Origin of the sequence: Aureimonas frigidaquae, assembly GCF_001463905.1 — a bacterium.
Classification (GTDB): domain Bacteria; phylum Pseudomonadota; class Alphaproteobacteria; order Rhizobiales; family Rhizobiaceae; genus Aureimonas; species Aureimonas frigidaquae.
This window is the reverse complement of sequence record NZ_BBWR01000015.1, coordinates 25224-44115: the sequence shown is the minus strand read 5'-3', so window position 1 is coordinate 44115 and position 18892 is coordinate 25224. Positions and strand designations below refer to the sequence as shown.

Below are 18892 nucleotides of genomic sequence, written 5' to 3'. Positions count from 1 at the left end.
GCTCTTCGCCCGATCCTGTGTCAAGTTTCAAGCGAATGCGTAACGGATGGTATGGCGGTATGTCGCCCCTGCGGGAACGACCACGTCGGGGAAGTCGGGACGGTTTGGACTGTCCGGCCAATCCTGCGGCTCCAGGCAAAGGGCGCCGTAGCGCCCATAGGTCCGGCCGCCCTTGCCCCGCGCATTGCCGTCCAGGAACTGGCCGCTATAGAATTGCAGGCCCGAGCGGTCGCTGAACACCGACAGCCGACGGCCCGAACCGGGCTCGAAGAGCTCCGCCATGAGCCGTTCCGCGCCCCGGTCCGCATAGCAGTAATTGTGGTCGAAGCCGCCGGTCACGGCAATCTGCGGATCGGTGAGGTCGAGCTGCGCGCCGATGCGGGCACCGTCGCGAAAGTCGAACGGGCTGCCGGCGACGGACCGGGGCGCCCCTTCCGGGATGGAGGTGGCGTCGATCGGCAGGAATTGCTCGGCGTCGATGCGCAGCACATGGCCGCCGATACCGTCCGGATGGCCGGCGCCGGCAAGGTTGAAATAGCTGTGGCCCGTCATGTTGATCGGGCCGGCCTCGCTGGCCTGCGCCTGCAGGTCGAGCGTCAGCGTGCCGGGCGCCGTCAGCGTGTAGCGCGCCCGCGCCCGCACTGCGCCGGGAAAGCTGTCCGCGCCATCCTCCAACGCCAGGACCATCTCGACGAAGGGCTCGCTGCCGCCTTCCATGGCTGCGACCTGCCAGACATGCGTGTCGAAGCCCGAAGGCCCGCCATGCAGGCAGTTGGGCCCGTCATTCACCGGCAGGCGCACCACGCGCCCGTCGAGCGTATAGCGCCCGCCGGCGATGCGGTTCGCAAAGCGCCCGATCACCGCACCGAAGAAGCGGCGCGCGTCCAGATAGGCTTCGACATCATCGCCCCCCAGGACGACATCCTCCATCTGCCCGTTCCGATCCGGCACATGAAGTGCCTGGAGCGCGGCGCCGAGGGTGATGATCCGCGCCTCCAGCCCATGGGCGCAAAGGGTCACGCAGTCGACCGGGCGACCGTCGGGCATGCGGCCGAAGGGGGCCGTGGACGCACTCATGCCGCATCCTCGAAAGGCTCGACATCCACGCGGCGCCCCAGAAGGAAGGCATCGGCGACATGGGTGAGCGGCGCCAGGTCGACATCGCTTTCCCCCGCCGCGATCAGCGCGGCGAAGCGGCGGTAGATCCCGGCATATTCCACATCCTCGTCCTCGACGAGGGGGCGGCCATCGAGCGTCAGCACCTTGCCGCCCTGGCTGAGCAGAAGCGTCCCGGCATCGGTCTCCACCTCGATATCCCAGCTCTGCGGGCCGGTCTGCCGCCAGTCGAACGCCATCTCGACAGGCGTTCCCATAACGTCGCGGAAGGTCAGGTCCGCCGCGATCGGCGCGGCCCGGTTGGCCGGGAAGGCGAGTTGCGCCTGCGTCAGGAAGATCGGCCGCGGCAGGATGCGGGTGACGATCGACAAGGCGTTGATACCCGGATCGAACACGCCGAGCCCACCCGGCTCCCAGATCCAGGCCTGACCGGGGTGCCAGTGCCGCACATCCTCTTTCCAGGTGACGCGGACGGAGCGAATCGCATTCTGCGCCAGGAAGGCGCGGGCGGGTTCGACGGCGGCCGCAAAGCGCGAATGCCATGTGGCAAAGAGCGATACGCGCTTTTCCGCAGCCAGAGCCAGCATGGGGCGGATTTCCGACAGGCTTGCGCCGGGCGGCTTCTCCAGAAGGACGTGACGGCCGGCATTCAGGGCCGCCAGCGCCTGGGCATAGCGCCCCTGCGGCGGCGTGCACAGTGACACGGCATCGACCGTCGCGCCTGCCAGCAGCGCATCGACATCCGCATAATGCGGCAGGCCGGGAAGGCTGGCATTGCGGCTGGCAATCGCGCTCAATTCGAAAGCGGGATTGCCCTCGATGGCCGGAATATGCTGATCTCGCGCGATCTTGCCGAGGCCGACAATCGCTAGGCGAATGGGATGCGGAAGCATCTTTGACCGTTTCCAATCTTATTATGTGTGACTAATACTCCGAGACCCGACTGCGTCAAGGCCAGAAATGAGATTGGTTTTGGCGCAGGCTCCGTATAAAATCATACAAATAGTGTTTTTCGGACGGGTCTTCATTGGAGGTTGGGCGGGTCATGAGCCTGTTGCAGACGAGGATGGGCGGGGGTGCCCTGCGCACGAGCCACGCGCAGGTCGTCAGCATTCTGGGGCGCGAAATCGTCACGGGTGCGAGGGCCGAAGGATCGCTCCTGCCCGGTGACGCGGAATTGACGGCGCGGTTCGGCGTGTCGCGCACCGTCTTGCGAGAGGCGATGAAGACGCTGACGGCCAAACGCCTCGTCCAGCCCAAGGCCAAGGTCGGCACCCGCGTTCTGAGCCGTTCGGAATGGAATTTCTTCGATGCGGACGTTCTGGGCTGGCGCTTCGAATCCGGCGTCGACGACGCGCTGATTGCGGACCTGGCGGAAATGCGCCTGGCGCTGGAGCCGGCCGCCGCGGCCATGGCGGCCCGCCGTGCCACGCAGGACGAGATCATCGAACTCTACGAGATCGCCGGCCAGCTCGACGATCCGGCCCACACGCGCGAAAGCATCGCCGGAGTGGATCTGGAGTTCCATCTGGCCGTTGCCCGCGTGTCCAAGAACCCGTTCATGCGCTCCGTCAGCGCCTTGATCGAGGCGGCGCTGGCCGTGTCCTTCCAACTGTCCTCCCCTGCCGACAGCCCCGAAAAGATCGCCGAATGCGCCGCCAACCACCTGCGCATCGTGCGGGCCATCGCGGCGCGCGACGAGGCCGCCGCGCGCCATGCCATGGAAAATGTCATCCATGTCGGGGTGGAGCGCACACGCGGCGCGCTGACGGCAGCCGATCATGCCGCGGCGTCCTGACAAGGCGGCGGGCCCTGCGGCCGGCCGCCCGGTTCGCAAGGCGACGGGGACCAGTCTCAACCGGATCTTCTCGAAGCTCGGCATCGCCTCGCGCTCGGAAGCGGACAGGCTGATCCGGGCGGGCCGCGTCACGGTGAATGGACGCTGCATCACGGACCCCGAATTGCGGGTCGACATGGAAGCCGTCACGGTTGCGCTGGACGGCGAGCGTCTGAGCGCCGAGGCGCCGGTCTATCTCATGGTCAACAAGCCGCGCGGCCTGGTGACGACCCTCAGCGATCCGGAGGGGCGCGAGACGATCTACCGCTGTCTGGAGGGGATGGACCTGCCGCATGTTTCGCCGGTGGGGCGGCTGGACAAGGCCAGCGAAGGCCTGATCCTCATGACCAACGACACGCTCTTCGCGCAGGCGCTGCTCGATCCGCAGACCGGCCCGCAAAAGCTCTATCACGTGCAGGTGGACCGGGTGCCGGACGCGCAGGAACTCGCCCGCATGGTCCGGGGGGTTGAGGATCGGGGCGATCTCCTGTCTGCCGCATCGGCCATAATGCTGCGGTCGGGCGGCCGCACCGCCTGGCTCGAGATCGCCCTGGACGAGGGCCGGAACCGGCAGATCCGCCGGCTGCTCGGCGCGCTCGACATCGACGTTCTGCGGCTCGTGCGCGTGGCCATCGGTCCGCTCGCGCTCGGCACGCTCGGCAAGGGGGAGGCGCGGCACCTGACATCGGGCGAGCGAGCGGCTCTCGGCATCGGCGGCAATTCGTCCCACCCTATCCGGGAACCTGAATTCCGATAAACGGTTAACGGCCGATGAGAATGGGCAAGAGCCCGATCGGAGGAAACCGTAATGCTGAAATCCATGATTGCCGCCGGCGTCATCGCCGGTAGTGTCCTTGCAGCAGGCATTCCCGCGCATGCGCAGGGCATCATGATCGGACCCGATGGCGTGCGCGTCGTTGCGCCCGAGGACCAGGTCGAACGCCCGGCCCGCCGTGGCGAAGCCCGCGGCGAAATCAGTGAGCGTGACGCCGTCCGCATTGCCCGTGCCGAAGGCCTGCGCGAGGTCGAGGATGTGCGCCGGACCCGCAACTCCTACCGCGTGGAAGGCTATGACCGCCGGGGCGACGACATCCGGGTCGATGTCGACCGCCGCGACGGTGCCGTCATCGACGTGCGCTGACGCCCGACCTGCACGCAGCGCAACCGGCCGGCCGCCAGGGGAGATACCCGGCGCGCCGGTCTTTTTTAGTGCATGACAACATGAATTTTCGGTTAAGCACTCCCACTTTGGATTGACTTTCACTAAGTATTTCAATCATTAATAGTCGTCCAAGGGAGGCTCGCATGTTCGAACTCAACTGTTCCGACGTCATACCGGGTTGCAGCCGTGTCATCCGGGCGGAGAGTCAGGCGGAGGTCATCCGCCGGGCCGTTGTCCAGGCCAAGAAGCTGGGTGTCGAGACCATCACGCCCATGATGATGGATGCCTTCCGCACCAATGTTCACGAGATGCCGCTGCACTGACGGCCTCTGCGGCAGGCGCCATCGACGGATATGCTTGATGCGACGGGCCCTCTTAAGGGCCCGTTTTCGTGTCCGCATCCGCCAGTGCGGCGAGCAGGGCCTCCCGGTCGGCACGCATGCCGCCATCCAGCCACAGCCGCCGAAGACGCGTAAGTGCCTCCCCCACCGGCTTGCCTGCCGGCACTCCCGCCGCCTGCACATCCTCCCCGCTCACTGGGAAGGCGAGCGGCTCGAATTCGTCCATGAGTGCCGCAAGCCTTTCGAGGGACGCGGCGCCCGCCGCATCGCCCCTCGCGCTGGCGCCGGCCAGATCGAGCCGCAGCCTGTCCCGGATGGCCTGGCGGTCTGTCTCCTGTAGAAGGCTTCGGAACGCGTCCTGGGTGAACTCGGCCCGCAGGGGCGCCATGCGGGCAAAGGCCTGCAACCGCTTGCGCCAGGCGTTGGAGAAGCGCAGGCGCCGCGCCATCTCCGTCAGGCGGGCCTCGTCCGGCGGCACGATCGCCATCAGCCGCAAGACGGGGTCGGCGTCCCAGCCATGCTCGGCTTCCGCCGCCACCAGGCCATGAATGGCATCGATGCCCCAGCGCTCGCTTTCGGGCAGGATGGCCGTCAGCACCCCGGTCTGGCGCATCCACAGCAGCGCCCGGGAGGGATCGGGGGCGGTGAGCAACTTGCCGAGCTCTGCCGCGACGCGTTCGGCCGACAGTTTGGCAAGCCTGTCCTTCAGCCGCGTCACCGCGCGTAGGGCCTCGGCGTCGGGCCGGCCCTTTCCGTACCAGGCATAGAAGCGGAAGAAGCGTAAGGCCCGCAGGTAATCCTCGCGGATGCGGTCCTCTGCCTGTCCGATGAAGCGCAGCCGCCCTTCCGACAGATCGGCAAGCCCGCCGACGAGGTCCAGGACAGCGCCGCCCGCATCCACATAAAGGGCGTTGATGGTGAAGTCCCGGCGTTCGGCATCCTGCCGCCAGTCGCGCCCGAAGACGACCCGCGCCCGCCGGCCGTCCGGCTCGGTATCGTGCCGCAGCGTCGTCACCTCGAAGGGGCGGCCGTTCGCCACCAGCGTCACCGTTCCGTGGTCGATGCCGGTCGGCACCGTCTTGAAGCCGGCGGCCTGGCCGCGTTGGGCCGTGTCCTGCGGCAGGCAGGTGGTGGCGATGTCGATATCGGTGATCGGCAGGCCGAGCATATGGTTGCGCACCGCGCCGCCCACGACACGGGCTTCCTCCCCAGCGCCGGACACAGCGCGCAGGACCGCCTGGACGGTGTCGTCGCGCAGCCAGGCCGCGTCGATATGTGCGCTCATGCATAATACCTTTCGTAGAGGGAACGCAGAATGCCCGCGGTCACGCCCCATATGTACCGTTCACCGAACGGCATGGTGTAGAAATGCCGTTCCGCACCCTGCCATACGCGGCTTTCCAGCCGGTGATTGGCGGCATCCATCAAGAAGCCGAGCGGCACCTCGAAGGCATCGTCCACTTCGTCCGGGTTCAGACGCAGGGCAATGGGCGGGGTGACGACCGACAGAACGGGCACGATGCGGTAGCCCGTGCTGGAGCGGTAGGCTTCGAGCCGCCCCAGTATCTCCACCTGCGCCGCCGGCAGGCCCACCTCCTCTGCCGCCTCCCGCAGCGCCGCCGCTTCGGGCGAGGCATCGGTGGGGTCGATCCGACCGCCCGGAAAGGCGATCTGGCCGGAATGGTGGCGCAGCCTCGTGCTGCGCGTCGTCAAGAGCACGCTGGCGCCTGCCGGCCTGTCGACCACAGGCACGAGAACAGCGGCGTCGCGGCCGGCAGGAAGGGTCTGCGCGCCGGGCGCCCAGCCGGGGTTGAGGACGTGATCGCCGCCATCGTGCTCATCGCTCACGTCGGTGGCGCGCAGGATCCGCGCGCGCAGATCCCCCGCCGTCAGCATGCGCGCCTCAAGCATCGGCGCCCTGGATTTGCGGGCTGGAACCATCATCCGCCACATAGAAGCGTGTGCCTGCCGACAAGACATAGGCACGGTCCCCATCCACCTGCAGGCGGTCTGCCAGCACCACGGCCAGAGACCGTGTCAACTTGGCCTCCAGCCGTCCCCGCACACGCAGATAGGGCACGAAGCCCCGGGCATCGCTGCACAGCCGCAGGGGATGCTCCGCATCCGCCATGACCACGTCGCCCATATTGGTGCGGAACGTCAGGACCGGCGCGTCCGGATCGCCCGCGTCCATCTCCACCGCCAGGAAGGGCGCATCCTCCACGGTGATGCGCAGCTTCTCGGCCGGGGTGACGAGGAAAGTATCGCCATCCGCATCGCGGCGCAGGACCGTGGCGAAGAGCCGGGTCAGCGCCTCGCGCAGAATCGGCTGCCCCCCATGGTACCAGGTGCCATCCGCCGCGATCACGATATCGATATCTCCGCATGCGGCCGGATGCCACGTTTCCACCGGCGGCGCGCTCCGCCCGGCGCATTCTGCGCGCGATACAAGCGCGGCAAGCCCCTCCAGGCCACCGCCTGCGCCGGGCCCCGGTGTCGATCTGTCCTCAGTCCTGGCCGTCACGATCGCCGCACTCCTTGCCGGCCCAACCTTAAGCCCCGATATCGAGCTCCTGCCCGTCTTATTTTGGCCCGCCTTGAGCGTCACCAGATAGTTCCGCCGCGATGGACTTGCCAGATGGGTGCCGGCCCGTTTTCATGGGCAGTCACACACCGACACGTGCAACGGAGACAGCGTCATGACCATCCTGGAGCCGCACGATCCCGTTGCCGATGCCAGCGATATCGAAGCACGTGCGCAGGCGGCCTTGGCCGATATCGCCGCCATCCGCGCATCCGTCGCCCGGGCCATCTTCGGCCAGGAGACGGTCGTCGAACATACGCTGACCGCCATTCTGGCGGGTGGCCACGCGCTGCTCGTCGGCGTTCCGGGCCTTGCCAAGACGCGGCTCGTGGAAACGCTCGGCGTCGCGCTCGGGCTGGATGGCAAGCGGATCCAGTTCACCCCGGACCTCATGCCGTCGGATATCGTGGGGTCGGAAGTGCTCGACCAGGGGGATGGCGGGCGGCGCAGCTTCCGCTTCATCCGCGGCCCGGTCTTCGCCCAGCTCCTGATGGCCGACGAAATCAACCGCGCGAGCCCGCGCACCCAGTCTGCCCTGCTCCAGGCCATGCAGGAATACCACGTGACCGTAGCCGGCGAGCGCCACGACCTGCCCGCCCCCTTCCATGTCCTCGCCACGCAGAACCCGCTCGAACAGGAAGGGACCTATCCCCTGCCCGAAGCGCAGCTCGACCGGTTCCTGATGCAGGTGGATGTGGACTATCCCGATCTGGCGGCCGAGCGGCGCATCCTGATGGCGACGACGGGCGTGACCGACGACAAGGCCGAGCCCGTCATCGATGCGGAGCGCCTGCGCGATATTCAACGGCTGGTGCGGCAGATGCCCGTGCCGGAAAGCGTCGTCGACGCCATCCTGTCGCTCGTGCGCTCGGCACGCCCCGGCCACGGCAGCGCCGAAGCGGATGCGCATATCGCCTGGGGGCCGGGTCCGCGCGCCAGCCAGGCGCTCATGCTGTGCGTCCGCGCCCGTGCCCTGTACGAGGGCCGTCTCGCCCCGAGCCTCGACGACGTGCACGCCTTGGCCGAACCCATCCTGCAGCACCGTATGGCGCTGAACTTCGCAGCGCGGGCCGAAGGCACCGGCGTCAGGGAGGTCATCGCCCGTTTGAAGCGCGCCCTCGGCTGAGCGGCCGAAAGCGCTGGATTCGATCGTATGCCGCGTTTCGTCCGCACCTTGCGGCGGCGGGACGCACAAGCCCCGCAACGGAGCGCGCATGGCCGCCATCGGCAGCACCCATCCCCTGACGCAGAGCCAGCCGGCGCTGTTGCGCGCGCGCCAGCGCGCGGCCCTGATGCCCGATCTTCTGATCGAGGCGCGGCGCATCGTGGCCACGGTCGCGACGGGTTGGCATGGGCGGCGCAGGCGCGGCGCGGGCGAGAATTTCTGGCAGTTCCGCCCCTTCGTGGACGGTGAAGCCACCTCCCGCATCGACTGGCGGCGTTCGGCCCGCGACGATTCCCTCTACCTGCGCGACCGCGAATGGGAAGCCGCCCAGACCGTGTTCCTTTGGGCGGACCCGTCGGCATCGATGATGTTCCGCTCGCGCATGGCCGAAGTCTCCAAGGAATCGCGCGCGCTGGTCCTGGCGCTCGCCCTGGCGGAGCTTCTGGCGCGCGCGGGCGAGCGGATCGCCTATCCGGGCGTGCTGGCGCCGCTGACGGCCCGCAATGCCGCCGAGCGCATGGCGGCGGCACTGATGACCCATCGTCCCGCCGGCCCCGCGCCGGACGCTGGCATGCGCCGCTTCAGCGAGTTCGTCTGGATCAGCGATTTCCTGGACCCGCTGGACGAGATACTGGCCCGCGCGGACATGCTGGCGCGGCGCGGCGTGCGCGGCCATCTGATCGAGGTCTATGATCCGGTCGAGGAAGAATTTCCCTATGCCGGCCGGACCGAGTTCCGTGATCCGGAAAGCGGCGCCAGGCTGACGGCCGGCCGGGCCGAAGCGCTGAAGGCGGACTATGCGCGCCTGTACCAGGCGCGCCGCGCGGCGCTGCGCGATCATTGCCGCCGCCTTGGCTGGAGCTTCGTGTCCAACCGGACGGACAGGCTCGCCTCCGAAGCGCTCGTGGCCATACACGGGCAACTGAGCGGCGTGGTCCAGCCGCCCCGGCATTCCGCCTGATGGGGGGCCTCGCACTCTCCTTCGGCGCGCCGCTCGTCCTGTTCGGGCTCGTGTCGCTGCCCATCATCTGGTGGCTCCTGCGCCTGACGCCGCCGCGGCCGGATACGGAGGCCTTCCCGCCCTATCGGATCCTGCAACAGGTGTTGAAGCCGCAGGAAACGCCGGCACGCAGCCCCTGGTGGCTCACCCTGCTGCGCCTTCTCCTGGCCGGGCTGGTCATCCTGGCTTTGGCGGCCCCCGTCCTCAATCCCCGCCAGGACGTCCTGTCCGGGACGGGGCCGGTCGCGCTGATGATCGACAATGGCTGGGCCAGCGCCCGCGACTTCGAGACCATCCGCGATACGGCCATCGCGCTGATCGAGGAAGCGCAGGGCGCCGGGCGGCCGGTTTCCCTGGTCCTGACGGCCGAGGGCGCGGCCGACGACGCCACCCCCATCGACGCCGCGACCGCGCTGGAAAAGCTGCGCGCCGCAAGCCCCCGCCCCGTTCCCGCCGACCGCGAAGCGGCGGCCCGCCGCCTGGCCTCAGCCCTGTCGGGCCAGGCTGGCATCACCCTCGCCATTCTGTCCGACGGGCTGGAGAGCCCCGACCGCGCCGCGGCCGCAGAGATCTTGTCGGCGCTGGCGCCGGGTCAGCTCCTGGACTACGCCGCCGACATTGCGCCGCTGCGCGGCCTGGTCGCCGCGGACAACACCAGCGAAGCCCTGACGGTGACGGCGATCCGCCCGGGCGGTCTTGCCCCGGCGGTCGACAGCCTGCGCGCTCTGGACCGCCAGTCGCGTGAGGTGGGGCGCGCGGAGCTTACCTTCGGCGCCGGCGCGGATCGGGCAGAGGCCCGTTTCGACATTCCGGTCGAGCTGCGCAACGATGTGGCCCGGATCGACATTGCCGGCCAGGGCGATGCGGCGGGCGTGCGCCTTCTGGACGAGAGCGCCCAGCGCCGAAGGGTCGGGCTGATTTCGGGCGAGCCGCTCGATCTGGCGCAACCGCTCCTGTCGCCGCTCTATTACATCACCCGCGCGCTGCAGCCCTTTGCCGAGCTGATCCCCGCCGAGAGCGCCGATCTGGCAACCGCCGTGCCGGCCATGGTGCGGGCGCGACCCTCCATCATCGTCCTGGCCGATATCGGCGCCCTGCCACGCCCCGCGCAGGAGGCACTGACCGGTTTCGTGGAGGGCGGCGGCACGCTCCTGCGCTTCGCCGGCCCGCGCCTTGCCGCAGCCGCGGCGGACGAGGAGCTCCTGCCCGTCCGCCTGCGCGGCGGCGAACGCCAGCTCGGCGGCGCCCTGTCCTGGTCAGAGCCCCAGCGCCTCGCCGCCATGCCGCCGGACGGGCCGTTTGCCGGCATCACCCTGCCCGACGACGTCACGGTCACGCGGCAGATCCTGGCCGATCCGACCGTCGATCTGACGGACCATACCTGGGCGAGCCTCGCCGACGGTACGCCCATCGTCACGGCAGCCAACCGTGGCGCCGGGCGGATCGTGCTCTTCCACACGACGGCAGAGGCGACCTGGTCCAACCTGCCGATTTCCGGCGCCTTCGTCGATATGCTCCGCCGGATCGTGATGACATCCCGGTCCGGTGCAGGCGCTTCCACGGGCCTGGCCGGTGCGGCCGAGCTTGCCTATCCGCCCTATCTCATGCTGGATGCCGACGGCGTTTTGACCACACCCGACACGGAAATGCGCCTGCTCCTGCGCGTGGACGGAGCCGATCCCGCCATCACGCGCGCACATCCGCCGGGTCTCTACGGGTCGGAGGCCGGCTTCGTGGCATTGAACCTTCTACCCGCCGACGCCGTCCTTTCGCCCATCGGCGGCTTCTCCGCCGCCGGGCCCGTCGAAAGCCGGGCCTATGCCGGCACGGACAGCCGCGACCTGACGCCCTGGCTCTTCGCGGCGGCGCTGGTGCTCTTCGCCCTCGACGCCCTGGCGCTGATCTGGCTGCAGGGCGGCCTGCGGCGACTTTTCGATCCGGCGCGCCTGCGGCGCGCAGCGCCGCTTCCCGTCCTTATCCTGGCGGCGGTCATCCTGGCCTTGCCCTCGGCGGGCCTGGCCCAGCCGGCGAGCGACCCGGCGCTGGCGGGGCTCGAAAACTATGATGCCGCCTCCGCCATTGCCGCCACCCGGACGACCCATCTTGCCTATGTGCGCACGGGCGATGCCGCGCAGGACGAAATCTCGCGTCAGGGCCTGTCGGGCCTGTCCCACTTCATCGCGGCCAAGACTGCGCTGGAACCCGGCGAGCCCGTTGCGGTGGACATCGGGGCGGATGAACTCTCCTTCTATCCCATCCTCTACTGGCCCGTCTCGGCCGCGGCGCCCATGCCGGACCCGGCCGCCATCAGCCGCGTCGATGCTTATATGAAGCAGGGCGGGACGGTGCTCTTCGATGTGGACGACCCGTCCGCGCAAGCCTTCGGCAGCGGCACCGTCTCCGACGGCCAGCGCCGCCTGCGCGATATTCTAGGCGATCTCGACATTCCGCCGCTGGAACCCGTGCCGGCCGGGCATGTCCTGACCAAGTCCTTTTACATCATGGACTCATTCCCCGGGCGCTACGGCAATTCCGACCTCTGGGTCGAGGCCACGGCACGCTCGGCCGATGCCGATGCGCGGCCGGCCAGCGCAGGCGACGGGGTTTCCTCCATCATGATCACCTCGAACGACTTCGCCAGCGCATGGGCGGTGGATGACAGCGGCCTCTTCGTCTACCCGACGGATTCGGCCGATCCGGCCCAGCGCGAATATGCCTACAGGGCGGGGGTCAACATCGTCATGTATGTGCTGACCGGCAACTACAAGGCCGATCAGGTCCATGTTCCGGCCCTCCTGGAAAGGCTTGGCCAATGAGCTGGTCGTTGCAGTTCGCTCCCTTCTTCTCCTGGACGGTGATCGCAATTCTGGCGGCGCCGGCGGCCATCATCGCCGCCCTGCTCCTGATCGGGCGCACGCGCGGCGCAGTGCTGCGCGTCGTGGCCCTGGCGGCGCTCCTTTTGGCGCTTGCCAATCCGGTCGTCCTGCGCGAACAGCGTGATCCCTTGCAAAGCGTCGTCTCGCTCGTGGTCGATCGCAGCCAGAGCCAGTCGATCGAAAACCGCAACGCTCAGACCGACGCCACGGTGGCCGGCTTACGCGCGAGCCTTTCCAATTACCCGCAATTCGATGTGCGCGTGGTGGAAGCGGACCGTCCGGCCGAGGGGAATTCCGACGCGACGACGGCGCTCTTCTCGGCGCTCGGCTCAAGCCTTGCGGATGTCCCGCCGGGGCGCGTCGCCGGGGCGATCATGGTGACGGATGGACAGGTCCACGACATACCCGACAACGCAGCCGCGCTCGGCTTCGATGCCCCGCTTCATGGGCTCATCACCGGCCGGCCGGACGAGTTCGACCGCCGCATCGAGGTGGTCTCGGCGCCACGCTTCGGCCTGGTCGAGCAACCGCAGCAGCTCAGTTTCCGCGTCATCGAGGAAGGGCAGACGGGCGACGGCGCCCCCGTCGATGTGCGGGTCTATCTGAACGGCGATCTGATCGGCCGCCAGAACGCCATGCCCGGCCGTGACGCGGTGGTCAGCTTCCAGCTCCCACGGGCCGGAAGCAACATATTGGAGCTTGTGGCGGCCGATGCGGAGGGCGAGATCACCCGCGTCAACAACCGGGCCATCGCCATGGTGGACGGCATCCGCGAAAACCTGCGCGTGCTGCTCGTCTCGGGCGAGCCGCATGCCGGTGAGCGGACATGGCGCAACCTTCTCAAGTCCGATGCGGCGGTGGACCTGGTGCACTTCACCATCCTGCGCCCGCCGGAAAAGCAGGACGGAACGCCGATCGACGAATTGTCGCTGATCGCCTTCCCGACGCGCGAGCTCTTCGTGGAAAAGATCGACGATTTCGACCTCATCATCTTCGATCGCTACCAGCGGCGCGGCGTTCTGCCGACACTCTACTACGATTACATCGCGCAATATGTCCGCAATGGCGGCGCCATGCTGATCGCCTCGGGGCCGGAATATGCGGGGCTCGATTCCATCGCCAACTCGCCGCTGGCCAGCGTTCTGCCTGCCTTGCCGGCCGGTTCGATCGACGATCGCGCCTTCCGCCCCGTCCTGTCGGAGCTCGGCCGCAAGCACCCGGTGACACGGGATCTGCCGGGGTCGGAGGTCTCACCGCCGGACTGGAGCCCCTGGTTCCGGACGGTCGACGTGTCCGACCCGTCGGGCGAGACGATCATGAACGGGCCGGGCGGCAAGCCGCTCCTCGTCCTCGACCGCGTGGGAGAGGGCCGCGTGGCCCTGCTCCTGTCGGACCAGGGCTGGCTCTGGTCCCGCGGCTTCGAAGGCGGCGGGCCGCATGTGCCGCTGTTCCGGCGGCTTGCCCACTGGCTGATGAAGGAACCGGAGCTGGAAGAGGAATCGCTGGAAGCAGTCGCCAGCGGCGCCAGCCTGACGATCACCCGCAACACGATAGGCGATGCGCCCGGCCCGGCCACGGTCATTACCCCGAATGGGCAAGCCGTGACCGTGCCGCTCGCAGAAGTATCGGACGGCGTCTGGCGGGCCGATATGCCGGTCAGCGAGCTCGGCCTTTACCAGGTGGCCAACGGCGATCTGCGCACGCTGGTCAATGTCGGCCCGGCCAATCCGCGCGAGTTCCGGGAGGCCATCTCCACCCCACAGAAGCTGCAGGGCCTTGCCGATGCGACACGCGGCAGCGTGCGGCGCGTCGCCGATGGTGGAGCGAGCGCGAGCGTGAGCGTACCGCGGATCGTCCCCATCTCCGGCCGTGCCGATGGGAACGGCCGCGACTGGATCGGCCTGCGCACGACCGACGAGACGGCCCTGCGCGGCGTGGACCGCACGCCGCTCTTCGCCGGCTTCCTCGGCTTCGCCGTGCTGCTTCTCGCCCTATCCTCGACATGGTACCGTGAGGGGCGCTGAGGGCGCGATCGTCCAGACTGCCCTCTGCACCACGGCGACACGGCGGAACGCGCATGAACCGGATCTCCCTTGCGCTGCAGGGCGGCGGGGCCCACGGCGCATTTACCTGGGGCGTCCTCGACGTCCTTCTGGAGGAAGGCGGGTTCGACATTTCGGCCGTCAGCGGCACGAGCGCAGGTGCGCTCAATGCCGCCTGCCTCGTCACCGGCCTTGCGCAAGGCGGGCCGGACGGTGCGCGTACCCGGCTGCACGATCTCTGGCGGCTGGTCTCGGAACAGTCGCCGCTCGGGGCGGTGGAGCATTCCCTGCCCTTCCTGCCGATGCCACGCCACATGGTGCACTCCATGCTCGAGCGGCTGCGGGCAATGGGGCAGATGATCTCTCCCTATGACACGGCCATGCCGGCAGAGAACCCTTTGCGCGCCGTGTTGGAGCGGCTGATCGATTTCGATCTTCTGCAAAGCCGGGCCGTCGTGCCGACATTCGTGTCCGCCACGCGGGTCGACGACGGGTCGGCCCGGGTCTTCACCGGTGCGGAACTGACGCTCGATGCGCTGCTCGCCTCGGCATGCCTGCCCAATCTGTTCCGCGCCGTCACCATCGATGGCGTGGATTACTGGGATGGCGGCTACATGGGCAATCCGACCCTGACACCCCTTTTCGCGCAGGATCTGGCCGACGACATCCTCATCGTGCAGGTGACCCCCTTCCATCGAGCGCAAACGCCACGCAGCGTGGACGACATCGTCTCCCGCGTGACGGAGATCACCTTCAATTCCAGCCTGATGCGCGACCTGCGAACATTGGCGGAAATCCAGAAGCTTCTGAACGGCGGCGGCGGCCACGCCAATCCGCAGCTTTCACGGATCGCACGGCTGCGCGTGCATATGATCGCAGCCAGCCCGCAAGACGCCGCACCATCCGGCGTCGCCAAGCTCGATACGCGGTGGTCGGAACTCACCGCCCTCGCCGAAAGCGGCCGGCAGGCCGCCCGCGACTGGCTGCAGCGCCACCGCGGCGACCTTGCCCACCGGTCCACGGCACCCAACATGCTTGAGCCGTTCACCAGCACCTGACCGCATCGGCACCAGCGAAGAATACCTGTTGTCCATCATGCGCTCCCGGCTCCCAGCGCACGAGGCCGGCGGGCTGCCGGATAACCATAGATTGTATATCCATGGGTCAGTCAGAGATATCGATCCGTTCCGCAACGAGGAAGAATGGATACGCTCTCCTTTACAATGCGCGGTTTATTTACAGACGTTTGGGGAGGCATAATATCAGGCGATTGAGGCGCAACGATTTTTGATTAACGTAGGTTTTGTACATGCAACCGGTCAGTTTATTGTATGGCCTACAATGGCATTTGCAGCAGCTTGGTGATCTGCAAACCGTCTGGGACGATTATCGCGGACAGGGCATCCACGTCGGCATCTACGATACGGGGGTGGATACCACTCATTCCTCCCTCGCCCCCAACTACGACCCGAGCCGTGAGGTGACGATCAAAGGCGTTACCTATTCCGGCCGATTCACGCCGGGTCAGGGAATGGCCTATCACGGTACGGCCGTGGCCGGCCTCATCGCGGGCAAGGGTGGACTTCTCGATCCGGTCGGGGTCGCCTTCCAGGCGAGCATCACGAGCGTCAACTTCCTGGATGATGAAAGCGCGCTTTCCGAACGCTACTACAAGGAAGCCTTCCGGCAGATGACGAACTTCGATGTCGTCAACAAGAGCTGGGGCTCACCGGAAGGCAGCCGCTATTTCAAAAATGCGGAGATGGCGGCAATCTACGCCAATGCTTCTGCGGAGGGCCGGGATGGGCTTGGCACCACCATCGTCCAGGCGGGCGGCAATGAGAATATGGATGCGGGGGCGGATGCATACAGCAATTTCCGCCATACGATTACGGTCGGATCGACGCTCCGCAGCGGCTATCGCAGTGATTTCTCGAACTACGGCAGCAGCCTTCTGGTCGTTGCTCCCGGTTCCGGAAAAGAGGGTACGGTCTGGACGACCGATATCAGCGGTGAGGAAGGGCGTGGACAGTACAGCGTCATCCGGGACTTCCACGGAACTTCGGCATCGACGCCGATGGTCACCGGCGTCGTCACCTTGATGCTGAACGCCAATCCCGGGCTTGGATGGCGTGATGTGCAGGAAATACTGTCCCTGACGAGCCGGCATACCGGAAGCGCCATCGGCGCGTCAGCGCCCATCGGCGCGGAAGTCGGGGCATGGCAGATCAACGACGCCTCCGACTGGAACGGCGGCGGGCGGCATTTCAGCGTGGACTACGGATACGGCCTCGTGGATGCGTATGGCGCAACGCGGATGGCGGAGGCCTGGAAGTACACCTCATCGCAAGCCTGGACATCGACCAACGAGACGTCGATCGAGGTGGATCTTCTTACCGGTGGTGGCACGCTTGGGCGTTATTCGGTTTCGATCGATCAGGCCATGCTCATCGAACATGTGGAAATCGACGTTTCCTTCACGCACCCCCTGCCCGCGACCGTTCGCATCTCCCTGGTCAGCCCGGATGGACAGATATTCCAGGTGCAGGACTTCACCTCGCTCAGCGGCACGAGCCGATCCAGCATCGAGGCGAAGCTTCGAATGGAATCGTTGCGCGGTGTTTCCACCTTGGGCACGTGGGAGGTTGTCTTCGACGATCCGGCGAACGAGGGCTGGGGTGGTATGGTTTCCCACCTGAACCTCAAGGCGTATGGCCATGCCGACGGCGCCAACGATGTGTATCACTACACCGACGAATTCGCGACGATGGCCGCCATCGACAAGGCGCGCACAGTCCTTCGCGACACCGATGGCGGGGTTGACTGGATCGATGCGTCGGCGGTTCATGGCGCATCGCTCATCGACCTGGCGGCCGGGACCGGAACGATCGCCGGCACGGCCGTTGCGGTCGCGGGCATCGAGAACGCGGTCGGCGGTGACGGTGCCGATACGCTCCTGGGAAGCGCGGGCGCCAACTACCTTGTCGGCATGCGCGGAAACGACATCCTGGACGGGCGTGGCGGCGCAGATACGTTGAGCGGCGGACGCGGCGACGACCTGTATCGTGTCTACGGCATGAACGAGGTCATCCAGGAGGTGGATGGCGAGGGCAGCGATACGCTGCTCGTCGATGGCAGCTATACGCTTGCCGACGGCGTCAGCATCGAAACAATGCGGCAGGTCGGGACAGGCGGCTCGGCAAGGCTGGCCGGCAACGCCCAGGCCCAGACGCTGCACGGTCGTGCCGGGGCCGACACGCTGGATGGGCGCGGCGGCAACGATCTGGCCTACGGCTATGCCGGCGACGATATCTACTACGTGGATTGCGCAGGCGATCGCGTCTTCGAAACCGCCGACAATGGCTACGATACGGTTCTGACCGCAGGCAGCTATAGGCTTCAGGCCGACCAGGAAATCGAGCGGCTGGCGCTTGCGGACGCGACCACCAAAGTCGGCGCGGCACTGACCGGCAATGCCTACCGCCAAAGCATCGATGGCGGCGCCGGAAACGACACGCTCGACGGCGGCGGCAGCGGCGGGGACAGGCTGACGGGTATGGGTGGCGACGACCTCTACCGGGTCTATGCCTCATCGGACGTCATCGTCGAAGCGGCGAACGGTGGATACGATACGCTGGTCCTGACCGGCAGCGAGTACAGGCTTGCGCCGGATGTTTCCGTGGAGCGTCTGGAGTTCGCGAAAGGCTCGCTGGGCGGCCGGATCTTCGGCAACGCCATAGCGCAGACGATCATTGGCAATGAAAGCGGCAACATCCTGGATGGCGGCGGGGGGTCCGATGCGATCTATGCCAGCCTGAGCGCCCCGAAGCAGGCAACGAACTTCCTCACATCCTTCCTGCAGATCGACAAGGATACGATCCTCTTTTCGACGCCATTGGGTGCCGACAATGTGGACCGCATCTACAACTTCGACCCCGGTGTCGCTGCCTCGACCATGAAGGTCCTGTGGTGGACGGTGACGACGCCCGGCACCGTTATCGACCAGATCGGCCTGTCCAAATCGGTCTTCGACAAGATCGCACTGGGGACGTTGACGGAGAGCGCCTTCTGCAATCTCCAGAGCGAAAAGCTCGGAGCAGCAGACCGCATCCTCTACGACGGCAGGTCAGGTTCGCTTTACTATGACGCCGACGGATCGGGGACGCAGGCTGCCGTGAAGTTTGCGGAGGTGGATGCGGGCCTTGCGATGAAGGCTTCAAATTTCTTCGTCTATGCGTAGTAATCGACAGTTCTGAACGGCTGGACTGATACCGGCCGTGCATAGACCTGTTAAGGCACAAGAGCGCCCCCAGACAATTTATGCATAAAATATATAAATTTTACTAAATATCAAAATAATAATAATAAAATCATTGATTATTTTGTGGAGTAGATGATGTTTATGGCTAAAGATATTCGCAATGTTTTCCATAAGATCGGCCTACAGACACACTACATTCTGAAATACGATGGCGATTCGCTCGATGGCGTCAATGCGAAACGTATGCACTTCGATGCATCTGAACACCACCTCTTTGATTCAGAGGAAGATTGGTACATCAACGGTTTTACGAAAGTCAAAGGCGGCTCGTATGCCGATACACTAATCGGCGATAGCACGAATGACTCCTTCTGGGGGAGTTCGGGGAACGATAGTATTGAAGGAAGAGGTGGGGACGACAATCTCTACGGCGACAACGGATCTGATTTTCTTCACGGAGGGGGTGGCAATGACACCTTGGAGGGCGGCTCAGACAATGACACGCTGA

The 18892-nt window shown here is 66.5% G+C and carries 15 protein-coding genes and 1 pseudogene; 11 read left to right on the top strand and 5 right to left on the bottom strand.

Annotated features, from left to right (window positions below):
* Positions 1 to 27: 27 nt before the first annotated feature.
* Both AUL30_RS14565 and AUL30_RS14560 read right to left on the bottom strand, forming a co-directional pair.
* Positions 28 to 1077, bottom strand: a complete 1050-nt coding sequence (locus tag AUL30_RS14565) for an aldose epimerase family protein (RefSeq protein WP_062228629.1) — start codon at positions 1075 to 1077, stop codon at positions 28 to 30.
* Positions 1074 to 2009: a Gfo/Idh/MocA family protein gene (locus AUL30_RS14560; protein ID WP_062228628.1), complete on the bottom strand. Its 936-nt coding sequence runs from the start codon at positions 2007 to 2009 to the stop codon at positions 1074 to 1076. The genes AUL30_RS14565 and AUL30_RS14560 overlap by 4 nt, the downstream gene beginning before the upstream one ends.
* A gap of 152 nt (positions 2010 to 2161) precedes the next feature.
* Here AUL30_RS14560 and AUL30_RS14555 point away from each other — a divergent pair, with 152 nt between their 5' ends.
* From AUL30_RS14555 to AUL30_RS14540, 4 genes are all read left to right on the top strand, one after another.
* Positions 2162 to 2914: a FadR/GntR family transcriptional regulator gene (locus AUL30_RS14555; protein ID WP_062228627.1), complete on the top strand. Its 753-nt coding sequence runs from the start codon at positions 2162 to 2164 to the stop codon at positions 2912 to 2914.
* Positions 2898 to 3710 (top strand): pseudouridine synthase, encoded by an 813-nt coding sequence (locus AUL30_RS14550; protein ID WP_062228626.1) that lies wholly within the window; start codon positions 2898 to 2900, stop codon positions 3708 to 3710. Before AUL30_RS14555 ends, AUL30_RS14550 begins: the two co-directional genes overlap by 17 nt.
* 51 nt (positions 3711 to 3761) lie before the next feature.
* Positions 3762 to 4094, top strand: coding sequence for a PepSY domain-containing protein (locus tag AUL30_RS14545; protein ID WP_062228625.1), 333 nt, complete (start codon positions 3762 to 3764; stop codon positions 4092 to 4094).
* A 164-nt stretch (positions 4095 to 4258) separates the two neighbouring features.
* On the top strand, positions 4259 to 4438 hold the full coding sequence (locus AUL30_RS14540) for a DUF1059 domain-containing protein (RefSeq protein ID WP_062228624.1): 180 nt from the start codon (positions 4259 to 4261) through the stop codon (positions 4436 to 4438).
* A gap of 52 nt (positions 4439 to 4490) precedes the next feature.
* On the opposite strand, the gene AUL30_RS14535 is transcribed toward AUL30_RS14540, so the two are convergent.
* The 3 genes from AUL30_RS14535 to AUL30_RS14525 are packed head-to-tail and all read right to left on the bottom strand — an operon-like array spanning position 4491 to position 6980.
* Positions 4491 to 5741 (bottom strand): CCA tRNA nucleotidyltransferase, encoded by a 1251-nt coding sequence (locus AUL30_RS14535; protein ID WP_062228623.1) that lies wholly within the window; start codon positions 5739 to 5741, stop codon positions 4491 to 4493.
* Positions 5738 to 6367 (bottom strand): CoA pyrophosphatase, encoded by a 630-nt coding sequence (locus tag AUL30_RS14530; RefSeq protein WP_062228622.1) that lies wholly within the window; start codon positions 6365 to 6367, stop codon positions 5738 to 5740. Before AUL30_RS14530 ends, AUL30_RS14535 begins: the two co-directional genes overlap by 4 nt.
* Positions 6360 to 6980 (bottom strand): DUF1285 domain-containing protein, encoded by a 621-nt coding sequence (locus tag AUL30_RS14525; RefSeq protein WP_244490845.1) that lies wholly within the window; start codon positions 6978 to 6980, stop codon positions 6360 to 6362. Before AUL30_RS14525 ends, AUL30_RS14530 begins: the two co-directional genes overlap by 8 nt.
* Before the next feature lie 175 nt (positions 6981 to 7155).
* On the opposite strand from AUL30_RS14525, the gene AUL30_RS14520 reads away from it, so the two are divergent.
* From AUL30_RS14520 to AUL30_RS20300, 7 genes and pseudogenes are all read left to right on the top strand, one after another.
* Complete coding sequence (locus AUL30_RS14520) at positions 7156 to 8166, top strand: AAA family ATPase (protein WP_062228621.1); 1011 nt, start codon at positions 7156 to 7158, stop codon at positions 8164 to 8166.
* Positions 8167 to 8254: 88 nt separating this feature from the next.
* The gene (locus tag AUL30_RS14515; RefSeq protein ID WP_062228620.1) at positions 8255 to 9166 is read left to right on the top strand and encodes a DUF58 domain-containing protein; all 912 of its coding nucleotides are present in this window, start codon (positions 8255 to 8257) and stop codon (positions 9164 to 9166) included.
* Positions 9166 to 12021 (top strand): DUF4159 domain-containing protein, encoded by a 2856-nt coding sequence (locus AUL30_RS14510; protein ID WP_062228619.1) that lies wholly within the window; start codon positions 9166 to 9168, stop codon positions 12019 to 12021. Before AUL30_RS14515 ends, AUL30_RS14510 begins: the two co-directional genes overlap by 1 nt.
* Complete coding sequence (locus AUL30_RS14505) at positions 12018 to 14105, top strand: hypothetical protein (protein ID WP_062228618.1); 2088 nt, start codon at positions 12018 to 12020, stop codon at positions 14103 to 14105. The genes AUL30_RS14510 and AUL30_RS14505 overlap by 4 nt, the downstream gene beginning before the upstream one ends.
* 53 nt (positions 14106 to 14158) lie before the next feature.
* Complete coding sequence (locus AUL30_RS14500; protein WP_062228617.1) at positions 14159 to 15181, top strand: patatin-like phospholipase family protein; 1023 nt, start codon at positions 14159 to 14161, stop codon at positions 15179 to 15181.
* 290 nt (positions 15182 to 15471) lie between these two features.
* Entirely contained in the window at positions 15472 to 18363 is a 2892-nt protein-coding gene (locus tag AUL30_RS14495) for a S8 family serine peptidase (RefSeq protein WP_062228616.1), read from the top strand.
* Between the two features lie 153 nt (positions 18364 to 18516).
* Positions 18517 to 18879: pseudogene (locus AUL30_RS20300) on the top strand (calcium-binding protein); the annotation flags it as partial.
* Positions 18880 to 18892: the final 13 nt, after the last annotated feature.